Annotated in this window: 17 protein-coding genes; 5 read left to right on the top strand and 12 right to left on the bottom strand. The window is 54.0% G+C overall.

The window, feature by feature from the left end; translation table 11 throughout:
• Positions 1 to 28 precede the first annotated feature (28 nt).
• The 8 genes from FrondiHNR_RS06695 to FrondiHNR_RS06660 all read right to left on the bottom strand — a co-directional run bounded on the left by FrondiHNR_RS06695 (position 29) and on the right by FrondiHNR_RS06660 (position 12387).
• The gene (locus tag FrondiHNR_RS06695; protein ID WP_279354490.1) at positions 29 to 649 is read right to left on the bottom strand and encodes a superoxide dismutase; all 621 of its coding nucleotides are present in this window, start codon (positions 647 to 649) and stop codon (positions 29 to 31) included.
• A 65-nt stretch (positions 650 to 714) separates the two neighbouring features.
• Positions 715 to 1698 carry a DNA-binding protein WhiA gene (gene whiA, locus FrondiHNR_RS06690; RefSeq protein WP_279352012.1) on the bottom strand — a complete coding sequence of 328 codons (984 nt, stop codon included), beginning with the start codon at positions 1696 to 1698 and terminating at the stop codon, positions 715 to 717.
• A 51-nt stretch (positions 1699 to 1749) separates the two neighbouring features.
• Complete coding sequence (gene rapZ, locus FrondiHNR_RS06685; RefSeq protein ID WP_279352011.1) at positions 1750 to 2625, bottom strand: RNase adapter RapZ; 876 nt, start codon at positions 2623 to 2625, stop codon at positions 1750 to 1752.
• On the bottom strand, positions 2612 to 4582 hold the full coding sequence (uvrC, locus tag FrondiHNR_RS06680; RefSeq protein WP_279352010.1) for an excinuclease ABC subunit UvrC: 1971 nt from the start codon (positions 4580 to 4582) through the stop codon (positions 2612 to 2614). The genes rapZ and uvrC overlap by 14 nt, the downstream gene beginning before the upstream one ends.
• A complete protein-coding gene (uvrA, locus tag FrondiHNR_RS06675) occupies positions 4575 to 7478 on the bottom strand; it encodes an excinuclease ABC subunit UvrA (protein ID WP_279354489.1) in 2904 nt (967 codons plus the stop codon). The genes uvrC and uvrA overlap by 8 nt, the downstream gene beginning before the upstream one ends.
• A 56-nt stretch (positions 7479 to 7534) precedes the next feature.
• Positions 7535 to 9601, bottom strand: a complete 2067-nt coding sequence (uvrB, locus tag FrondiHNR_RS06670; protein ID WP_279352009.1) for an excinuclease ABC subunit UvrB — start codon at positions 9599 to 9601, stop codon at positions 7535 to 7537.
• A gap of 59 nt (positions 9602 to 9660) precedes the next feature.
• Positions 9661 to 10275, bottom strand: a complete 615-nt coding sequence (coaE, locus tag FrondiHNR_RS06665) for a dephospho-CoA kinase (RefSeq protein ID WP_279352008.1) — start codon at positions 10273 to 10275, stop codon at positions 9661 to 9663.
• Between the two features lie 27 nt (positions 10276 to 10302).
• Complete coding sequence (locus FrondiHNR_RS06660) at positions 10303 to 12387, bottom strand: DNA topoisomerase IV subunit B (RefSeq protein ID WP_279352007.1); 2085 nt, start codon at positions 12385 to 12387, stop codon at positions 10303 to 10305.
• A gap of 201 nt (positions 12388 to 12588) precedes the next feature.
• On the opposite strand from FrondiHNR_RS06660, the gene FrondiHNR_RS06655 reads away from it, so the two are divergent.
• On the top strand, positions 12589 to 12813 hold the full coding sequence (locus tag FrondiHNR_RS06655) for a hypothetical protein (protein ID WP_279352006.1): 225 nt from the start codon (positions 12589 to 12591) through the stop codon (positions 12811 to 12813).
• A gap of 76 nt (positions 12814 to 12889) precedes the next feature.
• Here the strand turns inward: FrondiHNR_RS06655 and FrondiHNR_RS06650 are convergent, their stop codons facing one another.
• Both FrondiHNR_RS06650 and FrondiHNR_RS06645 read right to left on the bottom strand, forming a co-directional pair.
• Positions 12890 to 14278, bottom strand: a complete 1389-nt coding sequence (locus FrondiHNR_RS06650) for an RNA polymerase sigma factor (protein WP_279352005.1) — start codon at positions 14276 to 14278, stop codon at positions 12890 to 12892.
• 332 nt (positions 14279 to 14610) lie between these two features.
• On the bottom strand, positions 14611 to 15591 hold the full coding sequence (locus FrondiHNR_RS06645; RefSeq protein WP_279352004.1) for a PAC2 family protein: 981 nt from the start codon (positions 15589 to 15591) through the stop codon (positions 14611 to 14613).
• Between the two features lie 28 nt (positions 15592 to 15619).
• Here FrondiHNR_RS06645 and FrondiHNR_RS06640 point away from each other — a divergent pair, with 28 nt between their 5' ends.
• From FrondiHNR_RS06640 to sucB, 3 genes are all read left to right on the top strand, one after another.
• The gene (locus tag FrondiHNR_RS06640; protein WP_279352003.1) at positions 15620 to 17104 is read left to right on the top strand and encodes a leucyl aminopeptidase; all 1485 of its coding nucleotides are present in this window, start codon (positions 15620 to 15622) and stop codon (positions 17102 to 17104) included.
• A gap of 126 nt (positions 17105 to 17230) precedes the next feature.
• Entirely contained in the window at positions 17231 to 18604 is a 1374-nt protein-coding gene (gene lpdA / locus FrondiHNR_RS06635) for a dihydrolipoyl dehydrogenase (protein ID WP_279352002.1), read from the top strand.
• Positions 18605 to 18672: 68 nt separating this feature from the next.
• Positions 18673 to 20022: a 2-oxoglutarate dehydrogenase, E2 component, dihydrolipoamide succinyltransferase gene (sucB, locus tag FrondiHNR_RS06630; RefSeq protein ID WP_279352001.1), complete on the top strand. Its 1350-nt coding sequence runs from the start codon at positions 18673 to 18675 to the stop codon at positions 20020 to 20022.
• 19 nt (positions 20023 to 20041) lie between these two features.
• On the opposite strand, the gene FrondiHNR_RS06625 is transcribed toward sucB, so the two are convergent.
• Positions 20042 to 21568 carry a hypothetical protein gene (locus FrondiHNR_RS06625; RefSeq protein WP_279352000.1) on the bottom strand — a complete coding sequence of 509 codons (1527 nt, stop codon included), beginning with the start codon at positions 21566 to 21568 and terminating at the stop codon, positions 20042 to 20044.
• Positions 21569 to 21698: 130 nt separating this feature from the next.
• Between FrondiHNR_RS06625 and FrondiHNR_RS06620 the strand changes: the two genes are divergently transcribed.
• The gene (locus tag FrondiHNR_RS06620; protein ID WP_279351999.1) at positions 21699 to 22415 is read left to right on the top strand and encodes a DUF4191 domain-containing protein; all 717 of its coding nucleotides are present in this window, start codon (positions 21699 to 21701) and stop codon (positions 22413 to 22415) included.
• Positions 22416 to 22486: 71 nt separating this feature from the next.
• On the opposite strand, the gene FrondiHNR_RS06615 is transcribed toward FrondiHNR_RS06620, so the two are convergent.
• Positions 22487 to 22915, bottom strand: coding sequence for an RDD family protein (locus FrondiHNR_RS06615; RefSeq protein ID WP_279351998.1), 429 nt, complete (start codon positions 22913 to 22915; stop codon positions 22487 to 22489).
• Positions 22916 to 23003: the final 88 nt, after the last annotated feature.

Raw genomic sequence — 23003 nt, 5'->3', positions numbered from 1 at the left:
ACACACCCCACGACGTCTCTCGTGGTTACTAGAGGACCAGGCCAGGAGTCTGCTTACGGGCAGCATCAAGGCGCTTTTCTACGTCATTCCAGTTCACAATGTTCCAAAACGCCTTGACATAATCGGCACGAACGTTTAGATAATCGAGGTAATAAGCGTGCTCCCACACATCGAGAAGAAGCAGCGGGATGGTTCCAGCCGGAAAGTTGGCCTGCTGATCAAAGAATTGATTGATGTTGGCACGCTGACCAACAACATCCCAGGTGAGCGCGGCCCACCCGGAACCCTGTACCCCCAGTGCGGTGGCGTTGAAGTGGGCTACAAACTTGTCAAAGGAACCAAAAAAATCATCGATCATGCTGGCAGCCTCACCCGTTGGGCGGCCTCCGCCATTTGGTGACAGGTTGTTCCAAAAGATTGTGTGATTAACGTGGCCACCAAGGTTAAAAGCTAGATCTTTTTCAAGCTTATTCACGTTTGCCAGGTTGTTTGAATCGCGAGCCTCTGCAAGCTGATCAAGCGCAGCGTTCGCACCAACCACATAGGCATTATGGTGCTTATCATGGTGAAGTTCCATGATTTTTCCGCTGATGTGTGGCTCAAGTGCCGAATAGTCATAGGGCAGATCGCCAAGCGTATACGTAGCCAAAGTGCTCATCTCCTTGATGTGAAATTACGCGTTTGGAAATTCCGAACGTGAAAGTATAATTCTACCTACATATCATCAAAATCAGCAGGTAGGTTGGCCTCGGTCCCGGGGATTCCCCGTTGATCAGCCTCTTTATCTGCCATTGCGAGCAATCGACGGATCCGCCCGGCCACAGCGTCCTTTGTCATGGGAGGGTCAGCGTGTGCGCCTAGCTCGTCGAGGCTAGCCTCCCTGTGGGTTAGCCTTAACTGACCAGCATACTGTAAATGGGCGGGAACAGCATCTCCGAGAATCTCTAGCGCTCGCTCAACCCGAGCGCAGGCAGCAACCGCTGCCTGCGCCGAACGCCGCAGATTCGCATCATCAAAGTTAACGAGGCGATTGGCCGTTGCTCTGACTTCTCGCCGCTGACGCATAGCTTCCCAGGAGCGAACCGTGTTTGCTGCTCCCATAAGAGAAAGCATCTGGGCAATCGCCTCGCCCTCGCGCACAACAACCTTGTGCACCCCCCGAACCTCACGACTTTTTGCGGGTATGCCTAGGCGTCCTGCAGCACCCACAAGAGCCATCGCGCTCTCGTTGGTGGGGCAGTTAATCTCAAGGCTCGAGGAACGACCGGGATCGGTGAGTGTGCCCTGCGCGATAAAGGCACCACGCCAAATCGCAGCCAGTTCATCGGAGGTTCCCGTGGTAAGACGATTAGGTAGGCCTCGAATAGGGCGACGGCGGGCATCTAAAAGTCCGGTTTGACGCGCGAGGGTTTCCCCACCCTCTAACACTCGAACGAGGTACCCCGGGGCCCCCTTACGGGCGGTTCCCCGAGCCTGGGCACTAGCCAGGCTGCGCACACCGTAAATTTCTGCAAGATCACGACGGACGCGGCGAACGATAATCGGGGTGTCTAACTCCGACTCCAGAGCAATACGCCCCGATATAGTATGTAGCCCGCCCGAAAAACGCAGGATCGTTGAGACTTCAGCGATTCGTACACTGGTGCGGCTCACCATAACACGAGCAAGCTCGTCTTTAACCTCGGCAGTTAGCGCCAACCTTGTTACTCCTTATAAGAATGAAAGCTATCTCACAATATAAGCAGATGTTTATTCCCTACCTAAATCGCGATGTTTTACATGAACAACAACACCGGGCAGGCTCTGAAACCTGTTTGCGAGTTCGCGGGCGACCGCAACTGATCGGTGCTTTCCGCCTGTACAGCCAACAGCTACTGTAGCGTGTCGTTTATTTTCTCGTTGGTAGCCAGCAAAAACAGGCACTAACGCCTCAGAGTATTTTTCGATAAATTCCGCTGCCCCCTCTCGCGAAAGAACGAACTCTTTGACCTCTTCGTTTGCTCCTGTTAGGCTGCGCAGCTCAGGCACCCAATAGGGGTTAGGGAGAAACCTCATGTCCGCGACTAAATCCACATCGGTGGGAATTCCATATTTAAAACCAAAGCTCATAACCGTAAGCTGAAGCGCAGGGTCATCGTTTGTGGCAAAAATATCGTGGGTGGCAGTTGCTAATTGGTGAATATTTAAACGAGAGGTATCGATCACCACGTCACTCGAGGCCCGCAGCTCACGTAACCGATTCCGCTCCTCGGCTATTCCATCAAGTAGCGTTCCCTCACCCTGCAGCGGGTGGGGACGGCGCACCGCCTCAAAGCGTCGTACGAGCACGTCATCGGTCGCCTCAAGAAAGACCACACGCACCTGTGATCCCATACGCAGATCTTTAATGACGTGTTGGATATCTTGGAAAAGATCTCCCCCGCGAACGTCAACAACCGCCGCAATCTTTGGCAAGGTATCACTCGCTTTGTCGGCCAACTCTGCCAGCGGACGAAGCATTTGAGGAGGTAGATTGTCTACCACATACCACCCGAGATCTTCAAGGGCATTAGCAACCGTTGAGCGTCCCGCACCCGACATACCGGTGACTATGAGAACTTCTTGATGTGGGTTAGGGCTCGACATGCTCACCGCTTTCATGTATTACGTGATGCTCGCCACGGAGATTAATATTTTCCGCCGAATTTTCTTTTCCTTCTTCAAGACTACCGTTAGAAGCTCCACTTGCGCTGGTTTGCGGTTTATGGAACTCCCCTGCAATCGTATTTGCCAGGGAGCTTCCAATGCCGGGAACCTCGGCAATAGCCTCCGCACTGGCCTGACGTAGGCGCGTTACGGACCCAAAATGCCGCAGCAAAGCTTTTGTACGCGCCGGCCCGAGTCCAGAAATAGCGCTTAACTGCGTGCCAATATCTTTTTTACGCCGAGACCGTTGATAGGTAATTGCAAAGCGGTGGGCTTCATCGCGAAGGCGTTGCAGCATAAAGAGGGCGTCGCTGTTACGCGGGAGGATCACGGGAAAAGGGTCTCCTGGAAGCCATACCTCTTCAAGGCGCTTGGCTATACCGCAGAGCGCGATATCGGCTATTCCGGCCTCTCTGAGGGCCCGATCAGCCGCCGCCACCTGTGGTTCACCTCCGTCAACAACGATTAGCTGAGGCCTGTGTCGAAAAGCACCGGGGGTGGCGTCCTCCTGTTCCGCAGTCGCAAGCTGAACCGCTCTGCGCGAGATAACCTGATAAATCGAATCAGTGTCATCCGTGGTGCTGGGAATTGAGTAGCGGCGATATCCTCCCTTAAAGGGCAGACCGTCCTCGAAAACAACCAGAGAAGCCACAACGTGGGTACCCTGCAGATGCGAGACGTCAACACACTCCATACGCAGCGGAGCCTCCGCCATACCGAGGGCTTCCTGCAGCGTTGCTAAAGCTTCGGTGCGGGTCGCCAGGTCAACACTGCGACGAGTCTTGTAGAGGGCAAGATGCTGCTCGGCGTTTGAGCGAGCCCGCTCCATCAGGGAGGCTTTGTTCCCCCGCTGGGGCACTCGAATATCAACCGCAACACCCCCAAATTTCTGCCGCAGCGCCTCTTCTGCCACCTTTCGATTGGGAGGGAGGATCGCAACAAGGATTGTACGCGGTGGCTTTTCACGATCGTATGCTGTCTGCAGGATCGATTCGATCAGGGTGGCGGGTGAGTCTTCAAGCTCCAGATCTACTATCCAGTTGCGCTCTCCCCTAATTCGACCACCACGAACAATAAACTGGTGAATTGACGCGGCTAACTCATCACTCGCAAGGCCAAACACGTCTGCGTCAACAGACTCGTCAAGAACAACCGCGCTCTTTGCCATAACTAATTGAAGCGATTGAATCTGATCTCGCAGTTTAGCGGCTTCTTCGTAATGCTGTTCGGTAGAGGCATCCCCCATCTTTTTGGTGAGCTCACGCACCATATTGCGATCATTCCCGCTGAGGAAACTCACCAACTGCTTTACCATCGCCCGGTGTTCTTCACGAGAAACCTTTTGAGAACACGGGCCAGCGCAGCGGCCGATTTGGCTGGCCAAGCACGGTTTTCCGCTGCTCATAGCCCGTTTATAGTCGGACTCTTTACAGGTACGGATAGGAAAGGCTCGCTGCAGCAGACCCAGAGTTTCTTTCACCGCCCATACCTTTGGATACGGACCAAAATACTTTGCTCCACGTATTTTAGCATTACGAGTCATTATTGCGCGCGGTGCTTCGTGGGCGAGGGTGATTGCAATGTAGGGGTAGGTTTTATCGTCTCGAAACTCGACGTTATAGGGTGGTCGGTACTCGTTTATCCATGTGTGCTCTAGCAGTAATGCTTCTGAGTCACTGCCCACAACGGTCCAGTCCACCCTGCTCGCGCTGACAACCATACGCCTGGTACGCTGATGGAGCGATTCGAGTGGGGCAAAGTAATTACTGAGACGCGCGCGTAGATTTTTAGCTTTTCCTACGTAAAGAACACGGTTGTGCTCATCCGAGAAACGGTAAACGCCCGGCCCGGTGGGTATCTCCCCTCGGGCCGGACGATAGTCCTGGGGATCAGTCATTGCCTATGGACTGCCCAATCGGCTTGCGTTTAATATCGAGGACCTCGGCGAGGAACTCCCCCGTGTAGCTTTCCGGGTGAGTAGCAACCTTTTCTGGTGTTCCAGTGGCGACAATCGTTCCACCACCCGCGCCCCCCTCCGGGCCTATATCTATGATCCAATCGGCTGAGCGGATCACATCAAGATTATGCTCGATGACCAGAACCGTGTTGCCCTTGTCGACCAGGCCGTTTAAAACGAGGAGGAGCTTACGCACGTCTTCAAAGTGTAGACCGGTGGTTGGCTCGTCAAGCACGTAGATCGTTCGGCCGTTGGAACGTTTTTGCAGCTCGGTAGCAAGCTTTACGCGCTGCGCCTCTCCTCCGGAGAGGGTGGTGGCACTCTGACCCAGACGAACGTACCCCAGACCCACGTCAACCAGAGTTTTGAGATAGCGGTGAATCGCACTAATCGGTTCAAAAAATTCGGCAGCTTCAGAAATAGGCAGATTCAGAACCTCGGCAATATTTTTACCCTTGTAGTGCACCGCGAGTGTATCGCGGTTGTAGCGGTTTCCATTACAGACCTCACAGACCACGTAGACATCCGGAAGAAAGTTCATCTCGATCTTCAGGGTACCGTCACCCGAGCAGGACTCACAGCGGCCTCCCTTGACGTTAAAACTAAATCGTCCGGGGAGGTAGCCACGCGCTTTAGCCTCTGGAGTCTCCGAGAAAAGCGTGCGTATTCGATCAAAAACGCCCGTATAGGTTGCCGGATTTGAGCGCGGGGTGCGTCCGATCGGATTCTGATCAACGTGTACAACCTTGTCTAGGTGTTCAAGGCCGGTAACCCGTTTATGCTTACCGGGGACGGTACGCGCACCGTTAAGCTTTCCCGCCAAAACTTGATACAGGATATCGTTTACCAGTGAAGACTTACCCGAACCGCTCACCCCGGTGACTGCCGTAAAAACACCCAGTGGGAAATCGACCGTAACGTTTTTAAGATTGTTGGCGTTTGCCCCGACAACGGTGAGTTTACGATTCTTATCTCGGGGACGCCTTTTTTGAGGCGTACCAATGCTGAGTTCACCCGAGAGATATTTTCCGGTGAGTGAGTTTTTATTGGAGAGTAGCTCGTCATAGTGCCCGGAGTGAACGATTTCTCCCCCCTCAACCCCCGCTCCGGGGCCGATGTCGACAATCCAGTCCGCCGTACGAATGGTGTCTTCATCGTGCTCAACAACAATGAGTGTGTTACCCAGGTCTCGAAGTTTAACCAGGGTATCGATCAAACGGCGATTATCGCGCTGGTGAAGGCCAATGCTGGGTTCGTCGAGAACGTAAAGAACACCTGTGAGGCCCGAGCCAATCTGTGTGGCCAATCGGATTCGCTGCGCCTCTCCCCCCGAAAGCGACCCAGCGGAACGCGCAAGGTCTAGATAGCTCAAACCCACCTCGATGAGGAATTCAAGTCGCAAACGAATTTCTCGGAGCACCTGGGCCGCGATGGCTGCCTGACGCTCAGTAAGCGTCAGCTGGTTCATAAATTTTTGAGCGTCGGACAGGCTCATCTCACACACATCGCTGATGCTCTTGTCCCCCACGGTGACCGCAAGCACCTCCGGCTTAAGACGTTTACCGTGGCACACAGGACAGGGGATTTCACGTAGGTATTCGTCCCATTTTTCAATGTCGAGATATTTACGCTCGATATAGGGCACAACCCCCTCAAAACCGGAGCTGTATGACATTTCCCGACCAAAACGATTTTTCCATTTGACGCTCACAGAAAAGTTGTTTCCGTGGAGAACTGCCTGCTGCACGTTTTCTGGAAGCTCTTCCCACGGTGTTTTCAGCGAGAAATTAAGTTCTTCTGCAAGGGCAATAAGGAGTTTTTCGTAGTACTGGTAAAGCCCCTTGCCCTGTGTAGTCCAGGGAAGAATAACCCCCTCAGCAATACTGAGCGCAGGATCTCCCAAGAGGAGATCCACGTCCACAGACATACGAGTGCCCAAACCCGAACACTCTGGACAGGAACCGAAGGGAGCGTTAAAGGAAAAAGTACGCGGCTCAATCTCTGTGAGTTGAATCGGGTGGTTGTTAGGGCAGGAAAGCTTTTCAGAGAAGTTCTGCCACGCTGCATCGCCCTCTTCGTCGACGTAGTTAATCGTGACCAGACCGTCGGTGAGACGCAGGGCAGTCTCAAGTGAGTCGGTAAGACGCCCCAGTATCTCGGGGCCTGCAACAAGACGATCCACAATAACGGAAATATTGTGTTTGACCTGTTTTTTAAGCTTGGGCGGTTCGCTGAGTGATATTTGTTCTCCGTCTACCAGTGCCCGTGAGAATCCACTCGTCGAAAGGTTTGCAAAAAGATCAACAAACTCGCCCTTTTTGCCTGTTACCACGGGAGCAAGAATCTGGAAGCGGACGCGCTCATCCATCGTCATAAGCTTGTCCGCGATCTGTTGAACAGTTTGGCGCTCAATAACCTCGCCACACTCCGCGCAGTGAGGGACTCCCGTGCGAGCCCACAGCAGACGCATGTAATCGTAGACCTCGGTAATGGTGCCAACGGTTGAGCGAGGGTTACGATTAGTAGATTTTTGATCAATGGATACAGCGGGGCTGAGTCCCTCAATAAAATCTACGTCGGGACGATCAACCTGACCTAAAAATTGACGGGCATAAGCCGAGAGCGACTCGACATACCGTCGCTGGCCTTCGGCAAAAATGGTGTCAAAAGCAAGTGAGGACTTTCCAGAACCAGAGAGCCCCGTGAAAACCACAAGAGAGTTTCGAGGGACGCTGACATCAACGTCCCTGAGGTTGTGTACTCGTGCGCCTTTGACGCTGACACGTGTCTTTTCGCTGGAAGCAGACTGATTACTGATGGTGACTCTCCGTAAGATTGATGTGTTGAACACAGGACATTCGTTTGAAAAGCTAACAAACCTGGACTGATTTGTCAGTGTGAGATGTGCCCGGCCGCCATCATACTTCTTAATTCTTTCTTAAGGTCGGCAACCTCATCTCGAAGGCGCGCGGCCAATTCGAATTTGAGTTCGGTGGCGGCGGTGAGCATCTGCTCGTTCAAGTCTGCAATGAGCGCTTCGAGCTCGTTTGCTCCCTGCGCGGCTATGCCGGTTCGGGCTGCGCGAGGCGTGGGCGTTTTCTTGTCACGGGTGCTCCCCAATAGGTCAGCTGTGTCTGCGTCCTCACGGGCAAGAACCTCGGTGATATCACTGATCTTTTTGCGCAGTGGAGTGGGGTCGATACCGTGCTCTTTGTTGTAGGCAATCTGCACCGCTCGGCGACGCTCAGTTTCGTCGATCGCCTGCCGCATTGACGGGGTGATTCGATCCGCATACATGTGTACTTCACCGGTAACGTTACGTGCGGCTCGGCCAATAGTCTGAATGAGCGAGGTTGAGGAGCGTAGAAACCCTTCTTTATCAGCGTCCAGAATAGCCACCAGGGAAACCTCGGGGAGGTCTAAACCCTCACGTAGCAGGTTGATACCCACAAGGACATCGTAGACGCCCTGACGGAGTTCACTAAGGAGCTCTACACGACGCAGCGTATCAACATCGGAGTGAAGATATCGTACGCGAACACCCGCCTCCGTGAGAAAGTCGGTGAGTTCCTCGGCCATTTTTTTAGTGAGGGTGGTGACTAAAACTCGCTCATTTTTGTCGGTGCGTTGAGTAATTTGCTCGAGAAGGTCGTCGATCTGCCCAAGCGATGGTTTAACAACAATCTGCGGATCCACCAGGCCGGTGGGCCGGATAATCTGCTCCACAATACCGTCAGCTACACCCAACTCGTATTTACCAGGGGTAGCGGAGAGATAGACCTTCTGCCCCACTCGCTCATTAAATTCTCCCCAGCGGAGAGGGCGGTTATCGAGTGCGCTGGGGAGACGGAAGCCGTGTTCGACCAGGGTGCGTTTACGCGAGGCATCCCCCTCATACATAGCACCAATCTGCGGAACCGTAACGTGTGACTCATCGATAACCACAAGGAAATCGTCCGGGAAGTAGTCGAGAAGGCAGTGGGGAGCCTCTCCTGGTTGGCGCCCATCAATGTGACGGGAATAGTTTTCAATACCGGAGCAAAAGCCGATCTGCTCCATCATCTCAAGATCAAACGTGGTGCGCATACGCAAACGCTGCTCTTCTACCAGCTTTTCTTCTTTTTTAAGCTCGACCAGTCGCCCATCTAATTCCTCACGTATCTGTCCGATTGCCCGCTTCATAACGGTGTCGCTAGCGACGTAGTGAGAACCCGGAAAGACGGAAACCGAATCCGGTTTGCCCACAACATCGCCCGTAAGCGGGTGTAAAAAGTAAAGCGCTTCGACCTCATCACCAAAAAGTTCGATTCGAATCGCTAGCTCTTCGTACATGGGGATAATCTCTATGGTGTCACCGCGAACCCGGAAGTTTCCACGGGAAAAATCAATGTCGTTACGCTGATACTGCATCGAGACAAATTTACGGATGAGCCAGTCACGATCTACCTGCTGCCCCACACGCAGGGCCATCATCGCCTCGTAGTACTCTTCGGGTTTCCCCAGCCCATAAATACACGAGACAGTGGAGACAACAACAACGTCTCGTCGACTCAGCAGTGCGTTGGTGGTGGAGTGTCGAAGCCTCTCTACCTCTGCGTTGATCGAGGAGTCTTTTTCGATAAAAGTATCCGTCTGAGGCACATACGCCTCGGGCTGATAGTAATCGTAATACGAAACAAAATACTCAACCGCGTTATTGGGCATAAGCTCGCGAAACTCATTTGCCAACTGTGCGGCAAGGGTTTTATTGTGCGCAAGGATAAGTGTGGGGCGCTGTACTTTTTCGATAAGCCAGGCGGTAGTCGCCGATTTTCCCGTACCCGTGGCCCCCAGAAGGACAACGTCGGTTTCTCCGGCGTTAATGCGAGACGCAAGCTCGGCGATAGCCTTGGGCTGATCACCACTCGGTTGATATTCACTCACGACCTCAAAAGGTCGAACCACACGCGTAGGTTCCATGTTTTTAGTGTACGCTCCACCACTGACAATGGCTTTCATAAATCTTACGCTCGGGGCGATTAATCACGCTGTGAGGCCTCGGAAGTGACTCTCTCCCAGAGCTCGTCGGCCTGCGCGATAGTCTGCTCCTCCGTTCCTGAAGAATCAATCACCACCTGGGCGACCGCACGACGCTCGGCTTCCGTAGCCTGTTGCGCCACACGAGCTTCGGCCTGCGCGCGTGAAAATCCTCGCAGCTGCATCAAACGATCGATTCGCACCTGTGAGGGCGCCTCAACCGTCACCACAAGGTTCCAGGGATGATCCACTCGTGCCTCCACAAGCAGCGGAACATCGTAGACGATCACCGCGTGTGGATCGCTCCGTGTGATTTCAGCGATACGCTCACGAGTAAACTTTTGAACCTCCGGATGAATAATTGCGTTAAGTTCTGATAGGGCCTGCTGGTTCTGAAAAACGATTGCTCCCAAAGCTGCCCTATTTAGGCTTCCATCCTCAGCGATAACGTCAGGTCCGAAGAGATAGGCGATCTTATCCAGGGTCCTAGAACCCGGCTCCACAACGATCCGTGCTATGGCATCGGCATCAAGATGATACGCTCCCCGTTCAGCAAGACGGCGCGAAACCGTGCTTTTCCCGGCCGCTATACCACCGGTGAGTCCAATTAAATACACTCCCACAGCCTACGGGATGATCACCGCTTACACGTCAATGCGCTCCCGGGAAAGAGTGTCGGAACTTGATACGATGAACTCCTTGCGAGGAGCCACCTCATTGCCCATCAAGAGCTCAAAAACCCGCGAGGCTGCTTGTGCATCCGCCATTCCCACGCGACGTAGCACACGTTTTTCGCGATCCATCGTTGTCTCTGCAAGCTGATGTGCATCCATCTCGCCCAGACCCTTGTAACGTTGAATTGGTTCCAAGTATTTTTTACCGCGCTTTTTAAGGTCGCTCAAGAGGGTGTTCAGCTGCTCTTCGCTATAGGTATAAACGGTATCGTTCGGTTTTTTACCAGCGTTTTGAATAATAACCCGGTGGAGGGGGGGAACTGCCGCAAAAACCCGTCCTGCCTCAACCAGGGGGCGCATATAGCGGAAAAAGAGGGTGAGGAGCAGCGTTCGTATGTGTGCCCCGTCCACATCGGCATCGCTCATGATGATGACCTTGCCGTAGCGTGCAGATGAGAGATCAAAATCTCTTCCCGAACCCGCACCGATTACCTTGATGATCGCACCGCACTCGGCGTTGGAGAGCATATCCGCTACCGATGCCTTCTGCACGTTAAGGATTTTTCCCCGGATCGGTAATAGCGCTTGAAACTCGCTATCTCGAGCGGGCCGCGCTGTTCCCAGTGCGGAATCACCCTCAACGATAAACAGCTCGGAACCCTCAACATCCTTCGAGCGGCAATCAATAAGTTTGGCGGGAAGCGAGGAGCTTTCAAGCGACGTCTTTCGGCGCTGTGTATCCCGCTGGGCACGTAGTGAAATACGTGATTTCATTTCGGAAACAACCTTTTCGAGCACAAGAGAACACTGTGCTTTCTCTTGACGTTTAGTCGACTCAAAAAGCTGCTTAAGCCCGTGGGTAAGAACCTTATTGGTGATAGAACGCACCGCAGGAGTACCCAAAATTTCTTTGGTTTGCCCTTCGAATTGCGGTTCAGGTAAACGTACTGTGAGCACTGCGGTCAGCCCGGCCAGGATGTCGTCTTTCTCAACCTTGTCATTACCCGCTTTTAAGCGACGGGCGTTTGCTTCAATTTGCTGCCGGAAAAACTTCACCAGCGCCTGTTCAAAACCGGCCTGATGGGTGCCACCCTTTGGAGTAGCAATGATGTTTACATAACTACGTAGGACCGTTTCGTAACCGGTTCCCCAGCGCAGAGCGATATCAACTGTACATTCACGCTCAACCTCGCTTGACACCATGTGACCATCACTGTTCATCACGGGGACTGTCTCGGTGAATGTGTGGGTACCGCTCAGGCGCCACGTGTCGGTGATTGCCGAATCGGGGGCGAGAAAATCAACATACTCTGAGATTCCACCCTCGTAGAAAAATTCTTCCCCGCTGTGCTCCGCACCCCGCCGATCGTCAAGGACCAGGCGAAGACCGGGGATGAGAAAAGCGGTTTGTCGAGCACGGGCACGTAATTGTTCCGAATCAAAACTGGCGTCTGCCGTAAAAATCTGTGGGTCTGCCCAGTATCGAACCCTTGTTCCGGTAACACCCTTTTTGACCCTACCGGTCTCTCTCATACCGCTTTCTTTTTCAAACGGGGTGAAAGGCGCATCGGGCGCGGGTTCCCTGCCTGAATCGCTAAAAACGCCGGGCTCTCCGTGTCTAAAAGACATCTCCCAGGTTTTTCCGCCGCGATCTACCGCAACATCGAGACGCGCAGAAAGAGCGTTCACCACAGACGCTCCGACCCCGTGCAAACCGCCAGATGAGCCGTACGAGCCCCCTCCAAACTTGCCACCCGCGTGAAGCTTCGTAAATACAAGCTCTACACCGCTCAATCCGGTTTTAGGCTCAATGTCTACCGGAACCCCGCGGCCAGAATCAGATACCTCAACGCTGCCGTCAGGGTGCAGTACGATCGAGATAGTCTCGCCAAATCCGGCCAGGGCCTCATCAACCGAGTTATCGATGATCTCCCAGAGACAGTGCATAAGGCCGCGTGAATCGGTGGATCCGATATACATACCGGGCCGCTTACGAACGGCCTCCAGCCCCTCAAGAACCGATAGGTGCCGTGCCGAATAGTCTGATGAGACCAAAACGCTCCTTGCAAGTGTGGTGAATACTACGTGAATAAGAGTAGGTCACAGATCTGACATTTGTTCGCTATGACACCCAACTATCTCAGTGTATTCCCCGATACGCGGTAAGCGAAAAACGCTAGTTTAAACCCAAAAGAGAGCAAAAAAATGCTTTGATAGTAATCACAAGCTACCAAATTTTAAAGGGAGGTGGAGCTCATGACAACGTTAACAAACACAGACGAAACCGCTCCGGTCGAGGAGGAGCGACCGCTTACCGCGCTTGATCGTTGTGATAGTTGCGGATCTCAGGCCTACGTTAGAGCCACTCTGGGAGGTAGCGAACTGCTCTTCTGTGCACACCACGGTAATAAGCACAAAGAAAAACTCCTTCCCCTTGTGTCTTCCTGGCACGACGAAAGCCACAAGCTATACGAGCGATAAGCTGCACACTCATAAAAAAGGCCCTGTGCCGAATCGAGGATTCGTTTTCGGCACAGGGCTCAAATGTTTAGTCGACCTACTCTAGGTAGTCACGCAGCGATTGGGATCGTGATGGATGACGAAGCTTTGCCATAGTTTTTGATTCAATTTGGCGGATACGTTCACGCGTTACACCAAACGTGTCACCAATCTGATCCAGGGTCTTAGGCATACCGTCACCCAGCCCAAACCTCATGCGAATGACGCCCGCTTCACGCTCAGAGAGCGAATCAAGCAGCGACTCAAGCTGACGCTGGAGCATAGTAAAGCCAACCGCGTCGGCGGGGACAACCGCCTCCGTATCCTCGATCAGGTCGCCGAACTCGCTATCGCCATCCTCACCCAGGGGGGTGTGGAGCGAAATCGGTTCGCGCCCATATTTCTGAACCTCAACCACTTTTTCGGGTGTCATATCGAGTTCGCGGCTGAGTTCCTCCGGGGTGGGCTCACGTCCGAGATCCTGGAGCATCTGGCGCTGAACCCGCGCGAGCTTATTGATGACCTCAACCATGTGCACGGGGATACGAATGGTTCGAGCCTGGTCGGCCATTGCGCGCGTAATCGCCTGACGAATCCACCAGGTGGCGTACGTAGAAAATTTGAATCCCTTAGTATAGTCAAATTTTTCAACCGCGCGGATCAGACCCAGGTTTCCCTCTTGAATGAGGTCAAGAAACTGCATACCGCGCCCGGTGTATCGCTTTGCAAGCGACACCACTAGTCGAAGGTTTGCGCCCAAGAGGTGGGCCTTTGCCCGCTGTCCGTCACGCGCAACCCATCGCAATTCGCGTTGGAGCTGCTTGGGCATATCGGTTGTGTCTGCTAGTTTGTCCTCGGCAAAAAGTCCGGCCTCAATACGCATGGCCAGTTCAACCTCTTCAGCCGCGTTAAGAAGAGCAACCTTACCAATCTGCTTAAGATAGTCTTTGACCGGATCCGCTGTAGCCCCCGTAATGGCGGTTGCAAATACGGGAACCTCGTCCGCATCATCAGCGTCAGAGATGACGATTGCGCCCGTGGGGAGCGGTTCGTCACTGGTAGCTTTTTTCTTGGGGCTATCTTCGGCCTCGACCTCTAGGTCTTCCTCTGCCCCGTCGACAACAACTACATCAATGTCGATATCATCGTCTTTTTCTAAGTCTTCTTCTTCAATATCTTCCTCTGAAGCCTTACGACGGCTCGTGGCTTTAGGCTTGGTATCCTTAGCGGTCACAGCACGCTTAACCTTCGTGGCCTCTGTTGTTTGCGACCCCGTCGTCGTTGCTCGTGTAGTAGCTGTCTTTTTTGCTGCCACTTTTTTTACAGGAGCTTTCTTCGGGGTACCCGCAGCCTTCTGCACAGTTTCTGTAGCTTTCACCGCAGTACCTTCTTTCTCGGCAGTCTGTGGTTGTGCGCTCTTACTTGTGGTCGTGGTTTTTGTAGCCACGCACCCGCCTCTCATCTGATGTCAGGGCAGTAATCGTCGTGCCCGCGCTCGTTACTATCTGCAAACTACTAAGACCCATGTCAAGTCCAGTGTGTCTTATTATCCATGTGGTATCCGACAACACAACCTGCAACGGGTCTGATTTTCTTAATTATTGCATGAATTTGATAGTGGTTCGTGCAACTGCTGTTTGGCAGTGTCGAAATTATGGGCAATAATATGGACTCATAGTCATGTAACACGCGCTATACAGCGGTTATTCCTCCAGGATAAATTTTATTCTTTATTTAACCCCGGCTTCTCACAACCGGACTCCACCGCTGTTTCAACGATCACCCTTTATCTTTGTCACCACGCTTGTCTTTATCACCGTTATCGCCCAAGTTTCCAGGGCCGCTAAACCCTTCATCGTCCTGTTGCGCAGCAAGAAACCGCTCCAATTCGCTTGCAATCTGATCTGCGCTCGGCAACGTTCCGTCTGTTCTAATCAGAGGGGAACGAACCGTTGTGCCCTGCATATACGAGTCGTGACGCTCTTCCAGCTGGGTAACCATGTTTTGTGTCTCGGGATTTGAAGCGACCTGCTCCGCGATCTTTGCCATAAACTCACGACCCCGCTCGCGAATTGAATCGGTGGGGAAGATAAGCCCCGTTGCTTCGCTAATACATTCCAGCGCAGAAAGTAATGCGGCAGGGTACTCCGAATCGGCCAGGTAGTGCGAAATGAGTAACACAAAGCCCACGACCTGTTTTCCCGCCTCCTGCAGGCGATTCTCAATCAGGTGTCCGATCGTGGCGGAAACCTGAGCGCTCGGTTTCCACACGGATAGCGAATCGATGAGGTCTGTACGCGTGCCGCTCACGGTAACACCGATCGGCCGGGTGTGTGGAACGGGCATGGGGATCGAGTGCACCCAGACCGTCTGGGAGACCTGCAAATCCTCCATAAGGTAGAAGACGCTCGCGACAAATCGCTCCCACATGTAGTCGGGCTCAAAGCCCATAAGTAGGAGAAACGGTTGCCCAAGTTCATCGTGTGCGTGATAAAGCTTAAGCTCGGGCACACGATAGTCAACCAACCGATCCTCTGCGAACAGGATGCTCGGTCGGCGTGATCGGTAATCCAAAAACACGTCGGCGTCGAAGAAGACAACGGGTTCCGGTTTAACCGTGTTAATAAAATAATTCTCCAACTGAGACACCGCGGAGCCCGCATCCGCAAACCCGGTGAGAGCAATCACCAAGGGGAGCCCCGACTCTATCTGTTCGTAGGCGTCATCAATAAGCTCAAAGAGAGGTTCTTCACTTCGCATGCTTCGAGTCTAGGCGTAGGCTGGTGTTATGCACCTTATCCCTCAGCTTGAACTCAGCTCTTCTTCAACTTCTACAATCACTGCTGATGCCATTATCATCGGCGTTTTACAGGGTAAAGACAGAGCTGTAGTGTCTCATTCCAGCGCCCACTTCGATACAACCGCTCTCGATTTTTCCGCTCTCGGCGTATCCGGTGCTGCGGATACGCTCACACGAATCCCCACCCCCAGCGCAACGGGGCCGCAGACGCTTATCCTCATCGGTATCGGAAAATCTGCCACCCCCGATGCTCTACGTAACGCCGTGGGATCGGCAATCCGCAAGATTCGGGGAGTAAAAACCGTGGTGGTTGCCCTGCCCCACTCGGACGAAAGTGAACTCGCTGCGATCCTTGAGGGCGCGACCCTGGGCGGATATACCTTTAACGAATTCCGCGGTGTATCACGCAAGAAGGCACAGGAGCCCGTCTCTCGCGTCATCGTGCACAGCAAATTTTCATCTAACGATTTGGTCACACGCGCAACCGTTACTGCAGAGGCTGTTGCAATGGTTAAAGATCTGGTGAACACACCCGCAAACGACCTCTTCCCCGCTTCCATGGTAGAAAAATCCCTTGAATACGTTGACGAGCTTCCCATTGAACACACCGTGTGGACAGAAAAAGAATTGCTCCGGGACGGCTTTGGCGGAATCATGGGTGTGGGACAGGGATCGAGCAGGCTCCCCCGCCTGCTCCGTCTGGATTACAATCCCACCAATGCTTCCTCTCATATAGCGCTTGTGGGCAAGGGCATCACATTTGATACCGGAGGCCTCTCCCTCAAGCCCCCCGCAGCCATGGTAGGCATGAAGGGCGACATGGCGGGTGCAGCGTCCGTGCTCGCTATCATCTGGGCTGCCGCTAAACTTCAGCTTCCCATTCATATCACCTCTTGGCTCCCCCTTGCCGAAAATATGCCCTCCAGCACCGCCACGAGGCCGGGTGATGTGATCACAATACGCAATGGAACAACCGTGGAGGTTTTAAACACCGATGCTGAGGGGCGCCTTGTTCTTGCTGATGCCCTTGCACGAGCCGGCGAAGAAAATCCGGATGCAATCATCGATATCGCCACACTCACCGGCGCTCAGATAGTAGCGCTCGGAACTCGCACCTCCGGCCTGATGGGTGATACGCCCCTGGTAGACCAGCTTCATGCCGCCAGCATTCGGGCTGGCGAGCCCATGTGGCCCATGCCAATTCCTGACGAGGTCAGGGAGATGCTCACCTCGGATATAGCCGACATCGCCAACACTAAAATAGGCAACGTGGCAGCGTCGATGATGCTTGCGGCAGCCTTTCTCCGTGACTTTACAACGGTGCGCGAGGATGATTCTCAAGAGACGATACCGTGGGCGCACATAGATATTGCGGGTCCGTCTAATAACGAGGGTTCAGCGTTTGGGTATACGGATCGTGGAGCAACAGGCGTATCGGTACGCACACTCATCGATTTTTTACGCAACTATTGATACCGCTATAAGAAACTAAGCAGGCTTAAGTAGTAGGCTTAAAGGCGTGTCTTGGGCTACTCACCTGGTTGCCCACCAGACTCGCCTGTCTAAAATTTACGCTCTATCACGATAGGAAGAGACCCCGTGTCACAAAATGACTTTGACATCGTTGTATTGGGTGGCGGAAGCGCGGGTTACGCAACCGCTATTCGTGCCATCGAACTTGGACTCTCTGCGGTGGTGATCGAAAAAGATAAGGTCGGAGGAACCTGCTTGCACCGAGGGTGTGTCCCCACGAAGGCGCTACTGCACTCGGCAGAGGTGGCAGATGTCGCCCGTGACAGCGCAAAATACGGAGTCAACACCACCGTGTCCGGGATTGATATCGCGGCCGTTACCGCGTACCGCGAGGGAATCGTTGCAAAAAAATACAAGGGTCTTCAAGGGCTTCTGAGTGCTCGTAAGGTGACGGTTGTTTCTGGCGAAGGACGCCTCATATCTCCCACCACCGTTCAGGTGGGTGAGGATACCTACACCGGTAAAAACGTCGTTCTTGCAACCGGCTCCTACTCACGCAGCCTCCCCGGCCTTGATATTGGTGGTCGTGTGATTACAAGTGAGTATGCTCTGGAGCTCAATTTTATTCCACAAAGCGTCGCTGTCCTTGGTGGCGGTGTCATTGGTGTGGAGTTTGCCAGCGTATGGCGCTCGTTTGGTGCTGAGGTGACCGTCATAGAGGGGCTTCCCCACCTAGTCCCCAACGAAGAAGAGTCCGTCAGTAAACAGCTTGAACGAGCATTCCGCAAGCGGGGCATCAACTACAAGCTTGGGCAGCGCTTCCAATCCGTGACACAGGATGATAACGGGGTCCGTATAACCCTTGAAAACGGAGAGGTAGTCGAAGCAGAGGTTCTCCTTGTGGCGGTCGGTCGCGGCCCCCACACCGGCGGCATGGGCTTTGAAGAGGTGGGTATTGCCCTGGATCGCGGCTTTGTGACAACCAACGAGCGTCTCCAGACAAACGTTCCCGACGTGTACGCGGTAGGAGACATTGTCCCCGGACTACAACTCGCTCACCGCAGCTACCAGCAGGGAATCTTTGTCGCAGAAGAGATTGCGGGACTAAAGCCCGTTGTCATTGATGACGTGAACATACCCAAGATCACCTACTGTGACCCAGAAGTTGCATCAGTTGGCCTCACCGAAGCAAAAGCAAAGGAGCGCTACGGATCCGAGTCCATCAGCTCCTACGAGTACAACCTGGCGGGCAACGCAAAGAGTGAGATCATTGGTGCTTCGGGAACGGTCAAGGTCGTTCGAGTTAACGACGGGCCCGTTGTTGGTGTGCACATGATTGGTGGCCGTGTAGGTGAGTTGATCGGCGAGGCACAGCTCATCGTCAACTGGGAAGCACACCCGGAGGACATCGCTCCCCTCGTTCATGCGCATCCCTCGCAGAACGAGTCCATTGGCGAAGCAATGCTCTATCTCGCCGGAAAACCGCTTCACACCCTTTAAGCAACTTTTAATAACAGAACAAACGCCCCAAGAACCGTAAGTTCCAGGGGTATATCAAGGAGAAAATCATGAGTGAGTCGGTTAGCCTCCCAGCCCTGGGAGAAAGCGTTACCGAAGGAACTGTTACCCGCTGGCTTAAAAACGTGGGCGACACTATCGAGGTGGACGAGCCTCTACTCGAGGTGTCAACAGACAAGGTAGATACGGAGATTCCCTCGCCCATTGCCGGTGTGCTCGAAGAGATTCTGGTGCAGGAAGACGAGACCGTTGAGGTTGGTGCTGTCCTGGCCCGCATTGGCGACGGCAGCGGTGCTGCAGCGGCACCCGCCCCCGCAGCAACCCCGGAGCCCGCCCCGGCAGCGACTCCAGAACCGGTTGCTGCAGCGGCACCCGCCCCCGTAGCAGCCCCGGAGCCCGCCCCCGCTCCCGCTGTAAGCTCCGCCCCGCCCGCGCCCTCTATCCCTATCGTGTCGGCGCCTATTGTCTCGGCGCCGGTGGCAGCTCCCGCACCCACTAATGATGATGGTGCCGCCAGCTATATCACGCCCATCATTCGTAAGCTTGCAAACGATATGGGGGTGGATCTCAATCGTGTTGTGGGAACCGGTGTAGGTGGACGCATTCGAAAAGAAGATGTTCTCGCAGCGAATATTACTGGTCCCAAGACCCCCGCCGCATCCGCGCCCGTGGTTGTTTCTGAGCTTCGTGGAACCACACAAAAGTTCTCACGACTCCGCAAGGTTATTGCCGAGCGTGCTGTTGCCTCGCTCCAGACGACCGCTCAGCTCACAACCGTTGTTGAGGTGGACGTGACCAAGGTTGCGGCGTTGCGTCTTGCAAAGAAAGACGAGTTCCTCGCTCGAACGGGTAACAAGCTCTCCTTCCTGCCTTTCTTTGCGCTGGCAGCAACAGAGGCTCTACGCACCTATCCGATTATTAACGCAACGGTTGAAAATGACACAATCGTTTACCCCGACCACGAGAACCTCAGCATTGCTGTTGATACCGAACGCGGACTTCTCACCCCCGTTATCCGTAATGCGGGTGACAAGAACATTGCTGAGCTGGCCGCTGAGGTCGCCGATCTCGCGACCCGTACTCGTAACAATCAGCTCAAGCCAGACGAGCTCGCCGGAGGCACCTTCACACTCACCAACACTGGCTCGCGCGGGGCACTCTTCGACACTCCTCTCGTGTTCCTACCGCAGGTTGCCATCCTCGGTACGGGAGCGGTTGTGAAAAAGCCTGTGGTTGCCAAAACGAGTGACGGGGAAGACACAATTGCTATCCGTTCAACCGTCTACCTTGCTATCTCTTACGATCACCGCGTAGTTGATGGTGCTGACGCTGCTCGCTTCCTCTCACAGGTTCGAGCACGCCTCGAAGAGGGAGCCTTCGAGGGAGACCTCGGCATCTAAGTACTCCCGCAAAAGCGAGCTAATAAAACGCCCGCAAACGCCAACCGGCCTCGCTCCTCACCATAAGGAGCGAGGCCGTTGTTGTGCTGCCACCGTCCGCTCCCCGCCACACTGCCGTGGTGAGCGCAGTTCCACCCAGGAAGTCTACGAGTTCTATTTCGGACGGAGAGCTCAGGGCTTCGTTTCCCAGCACAAAATCAGCAAGCTCCTTTTCTATCGACGCTACGGGATCGAGAAGAAAGGCCTCCGCACAAATAAGAAAATGTTCGTGTCGTGACTGCCCGGCGGGGGGTTCGCCCGATAGCGCGCACTGTCTCATCTCCCCCAGTATCCACCGTGTTCCCTCAACCGGGTCTTCACTTGTTTTGCCCTCTGAATGCGAGGCCCTCATCTCCGTGTTAGCCGCCTCGGCGTTGTTACCATCGCTACTTTGAGCGTTGTTACTCTCTTCACTCGCCTCACTACCAGCGACGTCTACTCCCGGATTAGGGAGGGACGGGGAGTTTTCTGTGACGGGGGCCTTTTTTCTCTCGCCGCGTTCGTGCGCTCCTGACTGGGCTGCAGGTGCATCCTCTGAATCTGGAAGCGCAAAAACCGCTGTCGTAAGAACTCCCAGAGCGAGTGCCGCACCAACAAAAATCGGTTTTTTGAATCTGCCGTATTGCCTGCTTCTTTCTTTTCCGTCACAGACGGGATTCTGAGGCGCTGCTCGACGCGTCACGATCCTCGCGAGGTGAACAAAACGTAAAAGTCTTTGTGATAGTGACGGGGTATCTTGCTCGTCGAGAACATCCAGGTTTGAACCCCGCATGAGATGCGCCAAGCTCGTCCGAGGCGCGTTACTGACAAAGCTCGCGATGACAATGAGTAGGGCATCGTGAAGCCGCTCAGGGGCAACAGTTTTGTCACGCAGTTCCTGCATCACTGCACGGGCCAACTCTGTACGGCGAAAACCCTCCGGCATTGTCATTCGCAAGAGGTCAATAAGTAATTGTGGCTCTACACCGAGCCTGCAACAATCGTTCCCGAGAGCCGAACCGCTCAGGTGAACGCTTCGTTGACCAAATAGCGTGAGGTTACCCGCATAAGAAATCGCTAGATTGTCGAGGGGTGCAGCACCGAGACAGACGTTCTGTAGCAGGGACGTACGAGCCATCCTCACCAAATCGGTGAGAAGGAGTCCGGCGTGCGAACTGCGAATCAGATTCTCTCGACTCTCTACAACCTCTGCGACAGAACGTGCGGCAATGGACTCTAACAGGAGTGCCGTGCCAAAGCGCGGTGAGGAGTGACGATCGAATGTCCGTGGAACACCCGGGAACGTTGACTTCCAGAATGCTGGAGGAACTGTTTCGTCGAAAGAAGTGTTCCGAACCCGCTCAATTTTTAGAATCATCTCACGCTTAGTGCGCAGGTCGACTGCTCGCCACACATGGCTCTGTGCGCTGCTTGATACCCCGTCGACAAGTCGAAAACCCGCGTGGTATGCCAGATCGTAGGCTTTGGCTCGATCTCTTGCCGGTATTTTTCCCCTCTTGTGAGTCATGATCCGATCATGTCTTTTTTTGCCGCCCCACACCACGTTCGATTCGCACTAGGACGATTATGTGTAAAACATCTCCCTGTGGAGGATACTGATGTCCTGCGGCTAAGCGAATCAACGGTATCCTTAAAACATGGCTAAACCCAAAGACGACACCGTAAAGACCAAGAAGACAAAAAAGCCGAGCCGCATCAAACAGATGTGGCAGGTGTTCCAGATGACCCGTCGCTATGACAGCAACATCACCCTGGTACTTCTTATCTGCTTTTTTGTGCCTATCCTGGTGAGCGTTGCCCTGATCTTATTTGTTCCGGGCACGATATTCAGTGCTGTGCTCTGGGTTCTTGCGGGTATCCTTCTTGGCCTTCTTATCGCTCTTATCGTTCTGGGACGCCGTGCAGAGCGGGCCGCCTATGCCCAAATTGAGGGAGAACCCGGAGCCGTTGGTGCGGTCATCAAAAACGGCCTCCGCCGTTCCTGGCGTGGAAACGAAGTCCCTGTCGCACTCAACCCCAGAACAAAAGATGCCGTTTACCGGGTCACCGGTAAGGGCGGTGTTGTCCTGATTGCGGAGGGACCCTACAACCGTGTCCAGCGCTTACTCAGCGATGAGGAGCGCAAGATTCGTCGCAGCCTACCCACCGTTCAGGTGACACACCTTATTGTTGGACCAGACGAAGACTCTGTACCACTCTGGAGGCTCGCACGGGACATTCGCAAGACCAAGTCCACGCTCACTCGCCAAGAGGTCGTGGCGGTCAGTAACCGCCTTAACTCGCTTCAGAGCACCCCGGTGGGCATACCCAAGGGGATTGACCCCAATAAGGTGAGGGCGCCGCGCCCCCGCTAGTACAGGATTGACCTATCAAACGAATGCGCGCCGTTCATAAAAGATGTGGGGCACGACTTTACTAGGTGATGTTAGGCAATGATGAGGGCTGTTCCCGGAATTTTATCGTGGAACGCACGTTGATCGCTGTCCCACACGAGTACAGGAAGAACCAGACAGAGAAGCACCGTACGCACAAGAGGGCGCCAGGGGCCAACCCACTTTCCGTTCAGAGCAATCACCCTCATTCCCAGTAGTCGATGCCCCAGGCTGCCACCAATCGTGGGAATAAACACCACCTGCATCACCATAAAAATAATCAGGTTTGCTAGGGCCTCCGAGCCAAAAAATGCGTAGGAGAGAAGCATAGCAATCCCCCAATCAACCAGAAGAGCTATAATTCTACGCCCCACCCGAGCGATTGAGCCCCGACCAGAGGCGGCAAGGCCAAGGCGCTCACCGGGCCAGGTACTCGGGGCCGCTTCCCCAAAAGTCTGTGGATTAGGAGATGAATCTTGCACCCCACCAGTCTACGCGACCTCACACCTCTGCTCAGGTCAGACGTCCGCTCGTGACCGCGCCCCGCTGTTTCGTTTAACCTGCTCGAAA

It is taken from the genome of Lysinibacter sp. HNR, from assembly GCF_029760935.1.
Taxonomy (GTDB): domain Bacteria; phylum Actinomycetota; class Actinomycetes; order Actinomycetales; family Microbacteriaceae; genus HNR.
Note: the sequence above shows the minus strand (reverse complement) of the source record. Positions and strands in the feature narration are given on the sequence as shown.